Here is a 15,977-nt window from a genome sequence, read left to right on the forward strand (position 1 = left end):
GTGCGGGGTATTCGCCCGATTGGCCACACCTGAGGCGCGAATACCCAGCACTCAGCGAGCCTGGGTGCCGGGACGGAGGTCCAGGGCCAGGTCCAGGATTCCGGCGCTGTGGGTGAGGGCGCCCACCGACAGGAAGTCGACGCCCGTGCCCGCGACCTTCCGCGCCTTGTCGAGCGTCAGGTTGCCGGTCGCCTCGAGCAGGACGTGTGCGGGGACGCCGTCGTGCCCTTCCCGCTCGCGGACGGCGGCCACCGTCTCCGCGAGGCGGTCGGGGTCCATGTTGTCGAGGAGCAGGAAGTCCGCGCCGGACGCCAGGGCCTCCAGCGCCTGGGCGGTGGTGTCGGCCTCGACCTGGACCGGCACGTCAGGGAACCGCTCCCGCACGGCGCGGACCGCTGCGGCGACCGAGCCGGCGGCGACCACGTGGTTGTCCTTGACCATGGCGACGTCGTACAGGCCCATGCGCTTGTTCGTGCCGCCGCCGGCGCGTACCGCGTACTTCTGCAGCGCGCGCAGGCCCGGAGTCGTCTTACGGGTGTCGAGCACCTGCGCCCCTGTGCCTGCCAGCTCGCCGGCGAAGGCGCGCGTCACGGTGGCGACGCCCGAGGCGCGGCTCGCCAGGTTGAGCAGGGTCCGCTCCGCGACGAGCAGCACCAGGGTGCGGCCCTCCAGGGTTGCCAGGACCTGGCCTGCGGTGACCGCGTCGCCGTCCTGCGCGTGGAAGGTGACGTTCGGCCGCGGAAGGTCCAGGCGGGTCGCCACCTGGTCCAGGACCTCCCCCACCACCACGAGTCCCGCGATGACGCCGTCCTCCCGCGCCACGAGCTCGGCAGCCCCGGTGTCCGACGGCGGGATGGTGGCCTGCGAGGTCACGTCGCGTCCCGGCGCGGGGCCAAGGTCCTCGTCGAGGGCGACCTCGACGGTGCGGGCCACCCAGGCGGCGTCGAGCCCTGGGGTGACCGTCGAGGGGGTGGCGAAGACGGGGAGAGTGCTCACTGACTCACCGTAGTCGCATCGCTCGGTGCCTCTGGGCCGTCCACGATGGCCTGGAGCATGCGCTCCGAGTCGGTGAGGTACCGGTTCAGGTCGGCGGCGGCGCCGTCGGCGTCGCCGGCCAGGAACCGGCGCAGCAGGCCGGCGTTCCGGTCCACGAAGCCGTCGAAGAAGCTCTCGTTCTCGCCCAGCAGGCCGAACGACAGGCGCAGCTCGGCGGAGAGGTTCGCGTGCACGCGGTCGAGGCGTGGGCTGCCGGCCAGCGCAACGATCCCCGAGTGGAACCGCATGTTCGCTGCGGCGATGTCGCGCCAGTCGCCGCCGAGCCGGGCGGCGAGGGCGGAGTCGACGGCGTCCCGCATGGTGCGGGCCCCCGGGTGCGCCGGGTTCCCGGCCGCGAGCACCGGCACCTCGATGAGACGCCGCAGCCGGTAGATGTCGACGACGTCGGCAAGGGTCGGTCTCGACACGGCGACACCCGCGTTGGGGCGCCGGACCAGGAGTCCCTCGTGGACCAGGATCCGGAAGGCCTCGCGGAGCGTGTTGCGGGACACGTCGAGCGACTCGCTCACCGACTGCTCCGAGAGCCGCTGTCCCGGGGTCAGGCGTCCGGTGACGATGAGCTCGCGGATGGCGTCCGCGCTCCGCTCGGCCCGGTCGGTGGTCACTGAACCATCCTACGGACGGGGCTTGGTTGTGGGCGCGATTGTTGCGACTACGCGTCCGTTATAGGCGCAATGATCGCGCCCACAACCAAGAAGGTCAGTCGGTGGTGTCCAGGACGGCGTGGACCAGGTTGCGGGACTGGGCCACGATCGAGGTGCGCCACGCGTCGAACGTCGCGTCGCTCACCGCGAAGTCGGTCTCGAAGTGCTGCATGTCCGGGGTGTGGATGTGCCCGGCGGGGATGTCGAGGCCCGCCCGGTCACGCAGCAGCGTGTTGCGGTAGGCGCTCTCGTTCGACAGGTAGTTGCCCCCTCCCCCGCTGTACGAGCAGGAGTCCTCGGCCGGCGGGACCGGCGGGGTGGACGGCGGGTACGTGACGGGCGGCGGGCTGTTGAACCGCTCCAGCTCCGGTGACGTGCAGTCCGGGAACTGCGTGTAGCTGGTGTTCCAGACCACGCCGAAGGCCACCGACTCGTCGGGCCAGGTGTCCCCCGGCGGGCGTGGAACGTCGGCGCCCGTGTCCGCGGCGATCATCTCCGCGATCGGCAGGCTGGCGTCGGTCCACTGCGGCGGGTCCGTGAGCCCGTCCCCGCCGCCCCAGCGGTCGACGACCTGGATGTTGCACGCCGGGTTGTCGACGGCAAGCTGCGGCACCCCGCCGACGGTCCGGCACGGCGCGCCGTTGTCGTTGCCGGGGAAGGTGCCGTGGTACCGCGCGTTCCACTGCTCCAGGTTGAACTGCGACCCGCCGGCCTGGCTCACGGTGAGGGATGCGTCGACCTGGCGGGGGCCGGGCTCCATGAACGGGCCGACGGTGTCCTCGAGATAGCCGCGCTCGAACTCCGGGTAGCTCACGGGCAGCGTGTACGCCTCGACGTGGGCGACCTTGCCGTCGTCGGTGCGGTAGCGGGTGCCGTCCAGGGCGAGGGCAGTGGCGCCCGACGGGTTGCCGTGCCGGATGTTGTTGCCGACCGTGCCCGGCGCGGCGCCGGTGGTGCCGCCGTCGAGCGTGTAGACGTCGAACCCGCTGACGATCACGCGCACGACGTCGTCGCCGCGCGGCAGGTCGATGTCGAACATCCCGCGTGCCGCCTTGTCGAACGTCTCGACCAGCTCGGCGCGCTCGGCATCGGTGAGCCCGCCTTCCGGTGCCCACTGGCGCAGCACCGACATGGCCTCGACCCTGGTCCAGTACAGCGGGCGGTCGTCGCTGGCGGGCAGGTCGCCGCGGACCGTGCCCTTGGCCTGCGCCCTGCGGACCGCGGCGTCCCACAGGGCCTCGCCCTTGCGCTCGGCCAGTGCCGTCGCGCCGTCGAGCGAACGCGTGCGGCAGAGCGCCGCCGTCAGGGCCGACGTGTAGCCGCCGAACCCGCCGTCCTCGATGATCGTCCGGGCGTAGGTCCGGTCGGCCGGGACCGTCGGATCGGCGGCGTCGGGCAGGTAGGCGGCCAGCCGGTTCTCCTCGACCGACAACGGGATGCTCGGGTCGAGGCAGTCCGGGCCCGGGCCGGGCGTGGCCTGTGCGGCCCCCGGTGCGGCGAGCGCGGTGGTGGCACAGAGCGCGAGGGCGACGGCGCCTGCTCGCACTCCGGCAGCGGTACGTGGTGTCGACATGTGGTCTGTTTCCCCTCAGTAGTGGGTCGTCACGACCGTAGGGGTTCGTTGAACAATCCGACAGACCTGGGCAGGTAAACATCTCGTGTCCCGGGCTGGGCCCCAGCGCCTGAGCCGTGTCATGATCGACAATGTTCTGCAATGCGGCGGAAACATCCGACGAGGACCATCCTGACTGTTGAACAATCCGGCTCACCCCGACGACGAGGAGGACGCAATGTCCGACACGAGCCACGAGCCCACCGCCCCACAGGCAGCGCCACCACCCGGCGCCCCTGCCGCCCGGGTCAAGCGGTTCGCTTCCGCACGCAGCCGGTCTCTCCTGGGCGCCCTCTTCCTCATGGCGACCTCCGCCATCGGACCCGGCTTCATCACGCAGACCGCCACGTTCACCCAGCAGCTCGGAGCAGCTTTCGCGTTCGGCATCCTGGTGTCGATCCTCCTGGACCTGGCGGTCCAGATGAACGTGTGGCGCATGATCACCCTGACCGGCAAGCGCGCGAGCGTGCTGGCCAACGACGCCCTGCCGGGCAGCGGGTACGTCCTGGCCGTGCTGATCGTCCTCGGCGGCCTGGTCTTCAACATCGGCAACACGGCGGGCGCCGGCCTGGGCATGAATGCCCTCTTCGGCCTTGATCCCCGGATCGGTGGTGCGATCAGCGCCGCCATCGCCATCGCCATCTTCCTGGCCAAGCGGGCGGGAGCCGTCGTCGACCGGGTGGTGATCGTCGCCGGGCTGGTGATGATCACGCTCACCGTGATCGTCATGATCATGTCGGGCCCGCCCGTCGGCGACGCGCTCAAGCAGACCGTGCTGCCTGACACCATCGACTTCGCCACGATCACCACCATCGTTGGTGGCACCGTCGGCGGGTACATCACCTACGCGGGCGCGCACAAGCTCCTCGACTCGGGCACCGCGGGGCCTGAGAACATCCGCGAGGTCAACCGGGCGGCGGTCAGCGGGATCATCGTCACCGGCATCATGCGGTACGTCTTGTTCCTGGCCATCCTCGGGGTCGTCGCCTCCGGCGTCGTGCTCGACGTGACGGGCAACCCCGCCGGCGACGCGTTCGGCGCGGCGGCGGGCGAGACGGGCCTGCGCATCTTCGGCGCCGTCTTCTGGATCGCGGCGATCACCAGCGTCATCGGCGCCGCCTACACCTCGGTCTCGTTCCTTCCGGTCTTCTCCGCGCGGATCACCGGACGCACGGCCGACCTCTGGACCGTCGGCTTCATCGTGGTCTCGCTGGCGGTCTACCTGGCGATCGGCACCGCGCCTGCCACCCTGCTCGTGTTCGTGGGCGGCGTGAACGGGCTCATCCTGCCCATCGGGCTGACCCTGTTCATGTACATCGGCTGGTTCCGCAGCTCGCTCCTCGGCGGCGCCCGGTACCCGCGGTGGCTCCTGGTGGTCGGCACCCTGGCCACCGTGGTCACCTGGTACATGGCGGTCAATGCGGTGGGCCCGATCTTCGACCTGCTGTCCGCCTGAGCCCCGGCTCGGAAAACCCCCGTCACACCGAACCCGACACACCCGTAAGGAACACACCATGAGCGCCGTCGATCTGAACAGCGACCTCGGCGAGGGCTTCGGCCGCTGGACCCTCGGCGACGACGAGCAGATGCTCGGCATCGTCTCCAGCGCCAACGTCGCCTGCGGCTTCCACGCAGGGGACCCGGCGTCCATCCGCCGCACCGTGCGGTCCGCCGTCGCGCACGGCGTCACCATCGGCGCGCACGTCGGCTACCGCGACCTGGCCGGTTTCGGCCGGCGCAACATGGACGTGCCGGACGACGAGCTCGAGGCCGACGTCGCCTACCAGATCGGCGCGCTCCGCGGCCTGGCCGACGCCGAGGGTGCGACGGTCACCTACGTGAAGCCGCACGGTGCGCTGTACAACACGGCGGCGGTGGACGAGCGGGTCGCCAAGGCCGTGGCGTCCGCCGTCGCTGCGGTCGACCCGGGGCTCGTGCTCCTCGGGCTGCCCGGCAGCGCTGCCCTCGCCGCAGCGTCGGCGGCCGGCCTCGTCACCGCAACGGAGGCGTTCGCTGACCGCGCCTACACGCCGGAGGGCCGACTCGTCTCCCGGCGTGAGCCCGGATCCGTGCTGCACGACGCCGACGACGTCGCCCACCGGATGCTCCGCCTCGTCACCGAAGGCCTGGTGACGGCGGTGGACGGGTCCGACGTCGCCGTGCGGGCCGACTCCGTGTGCGTGCACGGCGACTCCCCCGGCGCCGTGGCCATGGCCAGGAGGATCCGCGAGGTGTTCGACGCCGAGGGCATCGAGCTCACGGCCTTCGCGCCGGCGGCGGGCAGCGGCCCGGCAGCGTGATGCGGGTACTGACCGCCCGCGACGACACCCTCCTGGTCGAGCTCGACGACCTGGACCAGGCGGTCGCGCTCTACGAGTCCCTCACGACCGATCCGGTGCGCGGCGTCGGCGTGCCGGTACCCGGAGCACGGACGCTGCTCGTGCCGTTCCGTCCCTCGGCGATCACGGCCGGTGACCTGGCGGCCGAGCTCCGGTCGCGGCCGCTGGAACGCCGCGCCACCTCCGCAGCGCGCACCGTCGAGATCCGGGTCCGGTACGACGGGGCCGACCTCGCCGAGGCGGCCGAGCTGCTCGGCTGGAGCGCCGACGAGCTGGTCCGGCGGCACACCGGCGCGGCCTGGACCGTCGGCTTCGTCGGGTTCGCGCCCGGCTTCGCCTACCTGACCAGCGACGACCCCGAGCTGGTGGTCCCACGGCGCGCCAGCCCGCGCACCAGGGTGCCTGCCGGTTCGGTGGCGCTCGCCGGGCCCTACAGCGGGATCTATCCGCGGGAGAGCCCCGGCGGCTGGCAGCTCGTCGGCCGCACCGACGCGCCCGTCTGGGACGTGACGCGCGAGCGGCCGGCCCTGATGCTGCCCGGCGACCAAGTGCGCTTCGTGGCGGTCCAGGAGAAGGTCCGCCTTCGCGAGACGGCGGAGACGGCGGGACCTGCTGTCCCCGGTGTCGGACACGGCAGCGGCGGCGTCGAGGTGGTCGGGGCCGGGGTCCAGGCGCTGGTCCAGGACCTCGGACGGCCTGGTTCCGAAGGGGCAGGGGTCTCGGCGTCCGGCGCGCTGGACCGTCCGAGCCTGCGCGCGGCCAACCGGGCGGCGGGCAACCCCTCCGGTACCGCGGCGATCGAGTCCGTGGGCGGACTGCGGCTGCGCGCCCGCGGACCGCAGGTGCTCGCGGTGACGGGGGCGGCGGGCGACATCGTGGTGCGGCCGGGCGCCCGCACCGAACCGGCTGCGGCCCCCGGCACCACCACGCCGGCGCGGCCCGACCGCCGTCCGCTGCCGGGCGAGCCGTTCGCGCTGGACGACGGGGACGAGCTGCGCCTCGCGCCGTCCGCCCGGGGCGTGCGCGCCTACGTGGCGGTGCGGGGCGGGATCGACGTGCTCCCCGTGCTGGGCAGCCGGGCCACGGACGTGCTGGCCGGGCTGGGGCCCGACCCGCTCGGGCCCGGCGACCTGCTGCCCGTCGGCGTCCCCGGACGGGGCGTCCCGGCGGCGGGCGGGGCCCCGCCGTCGGGCGACCTACCGGCGCCCGGCGAGGTGACCGAGCTGTCCATCGTCCTCGGGCCGCGCGACGACTGGTTCGACGCCGCGACCCTCGCGCGCCTGACCGGCCAGGACTGGCTGGTGACCCCGCGTTCCAACCGGATCGGGCTGCGCCTGGACGGCGATCCGCTCACCAGGGTGCCGGACCGGCGCGGCGCAGAGCTGCCGAGCGAGGGCTGCGTCACCGGCGCCATCCAGGTGCCGCCGGACGGGCTGCCGGTCCTCTTCCTCGCCGACCATCCGCTGACCGGCGGCTACCCCGTGATCGGGGCAGTGGTCGCCGACCACGTGCCGCTCGCCGGACAGCTGCCCGCCGGCGCGCGCGTCCGTCTCACGATCCAGAACCACCCAGGAGGCACCCCATGATCCGCACCGTGCTCGTCGCGAACCGAGGCGAGATAGCGGTCCGCGTGGCTCGCGCGTGCGCCGACCTGGGGATCCGCTCGGTCGCCGTGTACGCCGACGGCGACGCCGACGCCCTGCACGTCCGGCTCGCCGACGAGGCCTGGGCCCTCGACGGGCGCACCGCCGCCGAGACCTACCTGTCGGTCGACACGTTGCTCGACGTCGCCCGCCGGTCAGGTGCCGACGCCGTCCACCCCGGGTACGGCTTCCTGTCCGAGAGCGCCGCCGCCGCGCGCGCCGTCGAGGAGGCGGGGCTCGTGTGGGTGGGGCCGACGTCGGCCACCATCGAGCTGCTCGGCAACAAGATCGCCGCGCGCGACCTGGCGCGGACGGTCGGCGCGCCCCTGGTGCCCGGCTCGGACGGCCCGGTGCCCGACGCCGCCGCAGCGCTCGCCTTCGCGGAGGAGCACGGCCTGCCGCTGGCTATCAAGGCGGCGCACGGGGGCGGCGGGCGCGGCATGCGCGTGGCCAGGACCCTCGAGGAGGTGCCAGAGCTGTTCCACGCCGCGCGGCGGGAGGCAGAGGCCGCCTTCGGGCGGGGCGAGTGCTACGTCGAACGCTTCCTCGAACGACCACGGCACGTGGAGGTGCAGGTCATCGCGGACGACCACGGACACGTGGTCGTGGCAGGCACACGGGACTGCTCCCTGCAGCGCCGCAACCAGAAGCTGGTCGAGGAGGCACCCGCGCCGTTCCTCGACCCCGGGGTCCGCAAGCGGATCCACGAGTCCGCGCGTGACCTCTGCGCTGCCGCAGGCTACCGCGGCGCAGGGACGGTCGAGTTCCTGCTCGGGGCGGACGGGACGTGCTCGTTCCTCGAGGTGAACACGCGGCTCCAGGTGGAGCATCCCGTCACGGAGGAGACGACCGGCCTCGATCTCGTGGTCGAGCAGCTCAGGGTCGCGAGCGGCCTGCCCCTGTCCGTGACCGAGGACCCGGAGCCCCACGGGCACGCGGTCGAGCTGCGGCTCAACGCGGAGGACCCGGCGCGCGGGTTCCTCCCGGGCCCCGGCCGCATCGACCGGTTCGTCGCGCCCGGCGGCCCCGGTGTCCGGGTCGACTCCGGGGTGGAGTCCGGCTCCGTGATCCCCGGCGAGTTCGACTCCCTGTTCGCCAAGATCGTCGTGTGGGGGGCCACCCGGGAGGCCGCGCTGGCCCGGGCCCGCCGGGCCGCTGCCGAGACCGTCGTGGAGGGGGTCCCGACGGTGCTCCCGTTCCACCGTGCGGTGCTCGCGGACCCGGCATTCACGGGTTCCGCCGACTCGTTCGCCGTCCACACCCAGTGGATAGAGACCGAGCTGCTCGCCTCGCTGGACCCGCAGGTGCTGGCGGCGCCCGTGGCGGAGCCGGGGGTCGTGGAGACGTGGGTCGAGATCGACGGGCGGAGGCACCGGGTACGCGCTCCGGGCGGGACCGGGTTGGTCGGACCGGGGCTCGGGCTGGGCGCGGGTTCCGGCGCCGGTGCAAGTGCGGGTGCGGGTGCGGGACCCGGCTCCGCAACGGCGCACGGCACGCCCCCGGCGTCGGGTCTCGAGGACGACGCGCGCGTTCCGCTGCTCGCCGCCATGCCCGGCACCCTGGTGCGCTGGCTGGTGGCCGACGGCGAGCCGGTGACCGACGGTCAGCCCGTCGCCGTCGTCGAGGCGATGAAGATGGAGTCGCAGCTCGCGGCGGAGGCCGCCGGTGTGCTGGAGCACGGGGCGCCGGAGGGTGCTCAGCTCACGACGGCCGACCCGATCGGCTACGTGGTCCGGTAGATCGGTCCCTTGCTCAGCACGAAAGGTGAGTTCGGTCCGATGGGATGAGATCGGTCAGTTGATTGACCGATCTCATCCCATCGGACCGAACTCACTCCCTCAGGCGCGAGGCTCAGCGGGCCTGCAGCGAGCCGTCGTCGTCCAGCCAGACCAGGACACGGCGCTTCCACGCGTCGTCCGGCCTCGGGAAGTCCGTGCGGTAGTGGCCGCCACGGGTCTCCTCCCGCAGGGCGGCAGCGCGGGTCAGGATGCGGGCCACCTGGTGCACGTTGGTGGTCTCCCACTCGGCGGCCTGGGGCTCGGCCACCACCTCGGTGGTCCGGTGCGCGTCGGAGCGGACGGCGCCGAGCCGCTCGTCGACGTCGGCCAGCGAGCGCGCCGACCGGATCACGCCGGAGCCGGCGGACGTCACCTTCTGGATCCGCGACCGGGCGGCGGCCGCGACCAGCGCGGACCCTCCGGAGCGCTCGGCAGGCGTGCCCGGCCTGAGCTCACCGGAGTCGAACCGCGCGGCGATGTCCCTGGCCGCACGGGAGGCGAAGACGATGCCCTCGAGCAGGGAGTTGGACGCGAGCCGGTTGGCCCCGTGCACCCCGGTGCAGGCGACCTCACCGACCGCGTAGAGGCCGTCGACCGAGGATCGCCCGTCGAGGTCGGTCACCACGCCACCCGAGTGGTAGTGCTGGGCGGGCGCAACGGGCACCGGCTCCTCCGACCAGTCGATCCCGGCCTCGAGCAGCCGCCGGTTGATCGTCGGGAATCGGGTGCGCAGGAACTCCCGCCCCAGGTGGCGGGCGTCGAGCAGCACGTTGTCGGCCCCGGTGGCCGCCATCTGCCGCACTATCGCGTGCGCGACGACGTCCCGCGGCGCCAGCTCCGCCATCTCGTGCACGGCCGGCATGAACCGGTGCCCGTCGACGTCGAGCAGCAGCGCTCCCTCACCGCGCACGGCCTCCGAGATGAGGGGCACCTGTCCCTTGGCACCCGTGCCGAGCCAGAGGACGGTCGGGTGGAACTGCACGAACTCCAGGTCCCCGAGCACCGCGCCCGCCCGGAGCGCCGCTGCGATACCGTCGCCGGTCGCGCCGGCGGGGTTGGTCGACGACCGGAACACCTGCCCGATCCCGCCGGTCGCCAGCACGACCGCCGGTGCGAGGACGGCGCCCACGCCGTCGCGGGTGCCGGTACCCCGCACGTGCAGGGTCACGCCGCAGGCGCGCGCTCCGCTCCCCTTCGACCCACCCCGACCACCCAGGGGTGCCGTCGTCAGCACGTCCAGCACCAGGGCGTTCTCCACGACCTCGATGCCCGGATCGTGCCGGACCGCCTCGATCTGCGCCACGAGCGCCCTGGAGATCTCCGCGCCCGTGGCGTCCCCGCCGGCGTGCGCGATCCGGTCGGCGTGATGGCCGCCCTCGCGGGTGAGCGCGATGTCGCCGTCGGCCGCCTTGTCGAAGACCGCCCCGCGCGCCACGAGCTCGCGCACCCGCTCAGGGCCCTCGGTGACCAGCACCTGCACGGCCTCCGGGTCCGACAGGCCGCCGCCCGCGACGAGCGTGTCCGCGAGGTGCGCCTCCGGCGAGTCGGACGGGTCGAGCGCCGCGGCGATGCCGCCCTGCGCCCACACCGTCGAGCCGGACAGGAGCCGCCCCTTGGTCACGAGCAGCACCCGCGGTACGTGCGTGCGCAGCTCGAGCGCCGCCGTCAGCCCGGCGATCCCTGAGCCGACGACGATCGCGTCGGCCTCGGCGGTCCAGCCTGGCGCGGGGGCTGCGAGGGAACGAGCGAGACGCGGCCCTGGTCCGGCCGTGCCGCTCACGCGCGGCCCGACGCCGTGCGGACCAGGCCGGCCTGCTGGAACGGCTCGATGGCGAGGCCGCTCTCCTTGAGGCCGAACCCGTCCGGCACGTGGCCGGGCTCGTCGTTGATCTCGACTATCCGGTTCTTCTCGTCGACGAACACGACGTTCGGCAGGAACGTCCGCGCGTCGTGGTCCGAGAGCATGCCGTAGCCGATCAGGATGACGACGTCGCCGGGCGTGACCAGGTGGGCGGCGGCGCCGTTGATGCAGATCTGGCCGGAGCCCGGCTCGCCGGGGATCACGTAGGTGGTCAGCCGCGCGCCGTTGGTAACGTCGACGACGTCGACCTGCTGGCCCGGCACGAGGTCGGCAGCGTCGAGCAGGTCGGCGTCCACGGTGATCGAACCGACGTAGTGCAGGTCCGCCTGCGTCACGGTGGCACGGTGGATCTTCGCGATCATCATGGGCCGCTGCAGCGATGCGGGGCGGCCCACGGGCGGGCGGTGTGGCGTGGAGCTCATGGTGCTACCTCTGGACCTCGGGCGAGACCTCGATGGCCTGGTTGTCGATCAGGCGGGTAGTACCCACCCGTGCGGCCACGAGCAGCAGCGCATGGCCGGAGAAGTCGTCGGCGACCGCGTCCACGGTCACCGGATCGACGAGCGCGAGGTAGTCGACCACGACGCCGTCGGCCTCGTCCAGCACTTGCCGCGCGGCGTTGATCACACCGTCTCCGCCGCTGTCGGCGGCCGCGGCCCCCGCCCCCAGCGCGCGGGACAGGGCCAGGGCACGCGTCCGCTCGTCCGCCGACAGGTAGGCGTTGCGGGAGGACAGGGCGAGCCCGTCGGCCTCCCGGACCGTCGGTACGCCCACCACCTCGACCGACACCTCCAGGTCGCGCACCATGCGGCGCACGGCCAGCAGCTGCTGGGCATCCTTCTCACCGAAGAGCGCGACGTCGGGCCGCACCAGGTGCATCAGCTTGAGCACCACCGTGAGCACACCGTCCAGGTGCCCGGGACGGTGCTCGCCCTCCAGCACGTCGCCGATGTGCCCAGCGGCGACCCGGACCACGGGGTCGCCATCGGGGTAGACGACGTCGGGAGTCGGCGCGAAGACGACGTCCGCCCCGACGCCGGCGAGCTTGGCGACGTCGCCGTCCAGGTCCCGTGGGTAGGTGTCGAGGTCCTCGCCCGCACCGAACTGCAGCGGGTTCACGAAGATGGTGACGACCACCTGGCCGTTCGGTCCCGCCTCCGCACGTGCCCGGCGCACGAGCTCCAGGTGCCCGTCGTGCAGCGCCCCCATCGTCATGACGACAGCGCGCTTGCCGGGGTCCGCGTCGAGTCCTGCCTGTACGAGGGGGCCCCCGATGGCCCAGCGCATCTGCGCGTCGCGCAGCTCCGAGCGGGTGCGGACGACGAGCGGCGTGCGCCGCGCGGAGTCCGCCCCGGTCGGGGTGTCGGGCGGGGTGCGGGCCTCGGTGGTCACTGTGTCTTCCTTCCTGCGCGCGACTCCCCCGTCGCGCTGTCCAGCGCGTCCAGCAGCGCTTGTGCGGCGGAGTCGTCGATGCGGTGGCTCGCGAGCGCACGGCGCGTGGCCCCGCGGGCGAGCTCGGTGTAGCTGTCGGGCACGTCGGTGGCACCGCTGGCCGCTGCGAGAGCGCTGAGCTCGGTCAGGTGACGGCGCACCGTCCCGACGTCGCCCCGCGAGACCGGGCCGGTGAGCGCGGAGATCGCCCCCGGCCCGACGCCGTCGCGCGCGTCCGCCGAGCGGGTGGCCGACTCGAGCGCCGCGGACAGCAGCGGTGCGAGCACCCGGCCAGGCGCCTCGATGCCCGACGCCTCCAGCGCCTGCGCGGCCTGCGCGACGAGCACCACCAGGTGGTTCGCGCCGTGCGCGAGCGCAGCGTGGTACAGGCCACGGAGGTGCTCGTCGACGATCACGGGCTCGCCGCCGATCTCGACCACGAGCGCCTGGCCGATCGGCTGCACCGGGGCCGGCGCGGTCACGGCGAACGTGCAGCCCTCCAGGCGTGCCAGGTCGAGCGACGTCCCGGTGAACGTCATGGCGGGATGCACGGCGAGCGGGATCGCGCCGCCGAGCCGCGCGGGCTCGAGGACGGCTGTCCCGTAGCGGCCGGACGTGTGGATCGCGAGCTGTCCCGACTGCCACGCGCCGGTCTCGGCGAGACCGGCGACCAGGGGTCCCAGTGCGTCGTCGGGCACCGCGAGGAGGACCAGCTCCGCCCGCTCGACGACCTCGGGCACCTCGAGGTTGGGGACGCCGGGCAGCAGCATCTCGATGCGCTCCCTCGAGTCCTCCGAGATACCGCTCGCGCCGACGACGGCGTGGCCCGCCGCGCGCAACGCGTTGCCGAGCACTGCACCCACACGTCCCGCGCCGACCACGCCGACGCCCAGCCGGCCGGGCCGGCGGCCTGGCTCGTCCGGGGCGCTCACCGGTCACTCACCCGGTCTGTCACCCTGGTTCTCCATCCATCGTTCGGGGCCGGCGGCCGCACGTGCGGTGCGGGCGCGCGTGGCCTGCTCGGCCATGAGCTGCGCGGCGTCGGCGGCGTCGAGGTGCGAAGCCACCGGACTCACCGGGCCCTCGGTCGAGTGCACCTGGAACGAGGCGACACCCAGCCGGCGCTGCCACGGACCCTGGCTCAGGCCCAGCGACTGCGTCCGCTCGTGGGGCACCACGTCAAGGATCTTCACCATGCGGCCCCTGCGCAGCAGCAGCGCGCGGCCGGTCACGGTGAACCCGTTGCGGCGCCACGCCACCGGATCAAGTATGCGCGTCCGCCGGGGTGCCGTGACATACGCGCTCTCGGTCCGGGAGTCGCCGTCCAGTCCCGCGTCGAGGATGCGCCGCGGCTCGTCGACGCCGAGGTCCGGCAGCACGAGCGACAGCACCGCCAGCGCCTCCTCGCGGGTGCCGACCGGCAGGAGCACGCTGTTCTTGTCGTCGCTCTCGCCGCCGCCGTAGCCTGCGACGTTGACCTGCACGCGCCACCAGTCGCGGCCGCGCCACAGCACGCTCTGCACCAGGCGGACCGCCTGCACCCGGCCGGGCGGGATGGTCTGGGACCGCGTCTCCAGCATGCCGTGCCGCAGCCGGACGCCGTCGGGCGAGATCGCCACCCGGAAGTCGAACTCGCCGGTGAGCCGGCCGAACAGGTACCCGCCCGCCCCCAGCACCGCCGGCAGGGACGCGGTCATCACGGCGAACTCGCCCGTGACGATCATGACCACCACCACGGCCAGGGCCCACAGGACCAGCGTGATCATCGCTCCCGAACGCACCACCGAGGCGATCAGCCGCCCCAGCGGCACGGTGAGCACCGGCACCTGTGGCGCCTCGACGGCCACCGGAACGTGCCCGCCCGCCGGGGCACCAGGGGTACCGGGCACCCCGGGCACCCCGGGCACCCCGGGCACCCCCGGCGTGCCGGGAGGTCCGACGGCGTCGTGCGGCCCGGCGTCCTGCGGCCCGCCCTCCGGCGTCGGACCGACGGGAGCCGCCACCGTGCCGGGGGCCGGCTGGGTACGGGCGCCGGCAGGGCCGGTCCGTGCGACCTTGAGACCGGCCGCGCGCGCGAGCAGCTCGGCGCGCAGCTCGTCGGCGTCCGACCCCTTCAGGAACCCGATGGCGACACCCGAGTCGGTGCCGCCGGCGGTCTCGAGGGTGAGCTCGCACAGCCCGAAGAACCGGGCGACGAGCGGCTGCCGGATGTCCACCGACTGCAGCCGGTCCAGGCGGGCGTGCCGCTGCTGGCGGAACAGGATGCCGCGCCGCAGGTGCACGGTCTCCTCGCCGATGGCGTAGGTGGTCATGCGCCAGGCCAGCACCGAGTAGCCCCAGCCCACCAGCGCGACGGCGGCGAGCGCGGCCAGCACGGTCCACCAGTACTCGCTGGTGATCAGCTCGACGAGGCCGCCCCGCGGCCCGCCGTCGAGGCTCTGCTGGCCAAGGATCACGATGGCGGCACCGACCACGGCCCAGCCACGGACCAGGGGCGTGATCGGGTGCACGCGCCGCCAGTCGAGCTCCTCGGCATCGGGCTGCGGGCGCTGGGCCGCGGAGCCGGGACCGCCCCGGTCGAGATCGTGCTCCGGAGTGCTCACAGTCCCGCCAGCCGAGCCTCACCGCGGGACGCCAGGCGATCGCGCAGGCGCGCCGCCTCGTCCGGCGGCAGGCCGGGAATCTGGGCGTCCGTACCCACGGACGCCGTGTGGAGCTGGACCTTCGCCAGTCCCAGCTTGCGGTCCAGCGGCCCTGCCTCGACGTCCACGTACTGCATCCGGCCGTACGGCACCACGACCATCGCCTTGAACAGGACCCCCTTGCGAATGAGCAGATCGTCGTCGCGCTCGGCGTAGCCGATGGCCCTGACCTGGCGCGGGACCAGGAGGACCGACCACAGCAGGAAGACGGCGGGAACACCGGCGAGGAACCAGAACCAGGGGCTGATGGTCACGGCGAGCACGACGCCGACGATCACCGGGATGCCGAGGCTGATGGCGGCCGGGACCAACATGGCCGTCACGAGGCGCGGGGACACGCGGTTCCAGGTCACATCGTGCGGTTCGAAGGGGCTGGTCATGTTGGCCATTGTTCCGCAGAGGGCAAGCCCAGGACAGCGCAGTCTCAGGCGGGGGCGGGGGACTCGCCCTCGTCCGAGCTGGTGCGGTCCTTGTCGGACGGCGGGAGCTCGCAGAACTTCTCGACGATCAGGCCGACGACGGCGAGCACCACCGAGCACAGCACCGCGATGCCTGCCGCTATCGCACGGTCGCGCCGCGGCTCGATCGTGAGGTCGCCCAGCACGACCAGGACCTGGGCCAGGTACCAGCCGCCCAGCAGGGCACCCGTCAGCGCGGCCGCCTTGGCCAGGACGAGCGTCCGAGCGGCCCGGAGCCCGTCGAGTGACGGGCGTTTGCCCTTCTGGTACGAGCGCACGGCCCACCCCGACCAGAACACCGCGCCGGCCAGCGCCAGGATCGCCAGGTCGACCAGCCAGGGCACCTGCGGCAGGTACACGCTGCGCGCCTCCAGGGCGCGCAGCACGAGCCAGCCGACGAGCGCGACGGCCACGAGAACTGCGATCAGCGACCCGATCGGCGTTCTGCGCATG

The 15,977-nt window shown here is 73.5% G+C and carries 14 protein-coding genes; 4 read left to right on the forward strand and 10 right to left on the reverse strand.

Annotated features, from left to right (window positions below; all coding sequences use genetic code 11):
* Positions 1–51 precede the first annotated feature (51 nt).
* The 3 genes from nadC to ACFS27_RS08575 form a co-directional block, all read right to left on the reverse strand.
* On the reverse strand, positions 52–996 hold the full coding sequence (nadC, locus tag ACFS27_RS08565; protein WP_377181928.1) for a carboxylating nicotinate-nucleotide diphosphorylase: 945 nt from the start codon (positions 994–996) through the stop codon (positions 52–54).
* The gene (locus ACFS27_RS08570) at positions 993–1,661 is read right to left on the reverse strand and encodes a GntR family transcriptional regulator (RefSeq protein WP_377181930.1); all 669 of its coding nucleotides are present in this window, start codon (positions 1,659–1,661) and stop codon (positions 993–995) included. Before ACFS27_RS08570 ends, nadC begins: the two co-directional genes overlap by 4 nt.
* 94 nt (positions 1,662–1,755) lie before the next feature.
* Positions 1,756–3,273, reverse strand: coding sequence for a hypothetical protein (locus ACFS27_RS08575; RefSeq protein ID WP_377181932.1), 1,518 nt, complete (start codon positions 3,271–3,273; stop codon positions 1,756–1,758).
* Between the two features lie 217 nt (positions 3,274–3,490).
* On the opposite strand from ACFS27_RS08575, the gene ACFS27_RS08580 reads away from it, so the two are divergent.
* Genes ACFS27_RS08580 through ACFS27_RS08595 form a run of 4 tightly spaced genes read left to right on the forward strand, consistent with a single transcriptional unit; the run spans position 3,491 to position 9,033 of the window.
* Positions 3,491–4,768, forward strand: a complete 1,278-nt coding sequence (locus ACFS27_RS08580; RefSeq protein ID WP_377181934.1) for an NRAMP family divalent metal transporter — start codon at positions 3,491–3,493, stop codon at positions 4,766–4,768.
* Positions 4,769–4,826: 58 nt separating this feature from the next.
* Complete coding sequence (locus tag ACFS27_RS08585; protein ID WP_377181936.1) at positions 4,827–5,612, forward strand: LamB/YcsF family protein; 786 nt, start codon at positions 4,827–4,829, stop codon at positions 5,610–5,612.
* On the forward strand, positions 5,612–7,237 hold the full coding sequence (locus tag ACFS27_RS08590) for a 5-oxoprolinase subunit B/C family protein (RefSeq protein WP_377181940.1): 1,626 nt from the start codon (positions 5,612–5,614) through the stop codon (positions 7,235–7,237). The genes ACFS27_RS08585 and ACFS27_RS08590 overlap by 1 nt, the downstream gene beginning before the upstream one ends.
* Positions 7,234–9,033 (forward strand): acetyl/propionyl/methylcrotonyl-CoA carboxylase subunit alpha, encoded by a 1,800-nt coding sequence (locus ACFS27_RS08595; RefSeq protein WP_377181942.1) that lies wholly within the window; start codon positions 7,234–7,236, stop codon positions 9,031–9,033. Before ACFS27_RS08590 ends, ACFS27_RS08595 begins: the two co-directional genes overlap by 4 nt.
* A 112-nt stretch (positions 9,034–9,145) precedes the next feature.
* On the opposite strand, the gene ACFS27_RS08600 is transcribed toward ACFS27_RS08595, so the two are convergent.
* The 7 genes from ACFS27_RS08600 to ACFS27_RS08630 form a co-directional block, all read right to left on the reverse strand.
* Entirely contained in the window at positions 9,146–10,852 is a 1,707-nt protein-coding gene (locus ACFS27_RS08600) for an L-aspartate oxidase (protein ID WP_377181944.1), read from the reverse strand.
* Positions 10,849–11,355 (reverse strand): aspartate 1-decarboxylase, encoded by a 507-nt coding sequence (panD, locus tag ACFS27_RS08605; RefSeq protein WP_377181946.1) that lies wholly within the window; start codon positions 11,353–11,355, stop codon positions 10,849–10,851. Before panD ends, ACFS27_RS08600 begins: the two co-directional genes overlap by 4 nt.
* A 4-nt stretch (positions 11,356–11,359) precedes the next feature.
* Positions 11,360–12,220 (reverse strand): pantoate--beta-alanine ligase, encoded by an 861-nt coding sequence (gene panC / locus ACFS27_RS08610; RefSeq protein WP_377183657.1) that lies wholly within the window; start codon positions 12,218–12,220, stop codon positions 11,360–11,362.
* A gap of 101 nt (positions 12,221–12,321) precedes the next feature.
* Positions 12,322–13,296 (reverse strand): Rossmann-like and DUF2520 domain-containing protein, encoded by a 975-nt coding sequence (locus ACFS27_RS08615; RefSeq protein ID WP_377181948.1) that lies wholly within the window; start codon positions 13,294–13,296, stop codon positions 12,322–12,324.
* A 3-nt stretch (positions 13,297–13,299) separates the two neighbouring features.
* A complete protein-coding gene (locus ACFS27_RS08620) occupies positions 13,300–14,967 on the reverse strand; it encodes a PH domain-containing protein (protein WP_377181950.1) in 1,668 nt (555 codons plus the stop codon).
* Positions 14,964–15,455, reverse strand: a complete 492-nt coding sequence (locus tag ACFS27_RS08625; RefSeq protein ID WP_377181952.1) for a PH domain-containing protein — start codon at positions 15,453–15,455, stop codon at positions 14,964–14,966. Before ACFS27_RS08625 ends, ACFS27_RS08620 begins: the two co-directional genes overlap by 4 nt.
* Positions 15,456–15,490: 35 nt before the next feature.
* Positions 15,491–15,976 carry a DUF3180 domain-containing protein gene (locus ACFS27_RS08630; protein WP_377181954.1) on the reverse strand — a complete coding sequence of 162 codons (486 nt, stop codon included), beginning with the start codon at positions 15,974–15,976 and terminating at the stop codon, positions 15,491–15,493.
* Between the last annotated feature and the right edge of the window lies 1 nt (position 15,977).

The sequence above is a fragment of the Promicromonospora vindobonensis genome (assembly GCF_042685865.1).
Taxonomy (GTDB): domain Bacteria; phylum Actinomycetota; class Actinomycetes; order Actinomycetales; family Cellulomonadaceae; genus Promicromonospora; species Promicromonospora vindobonensis.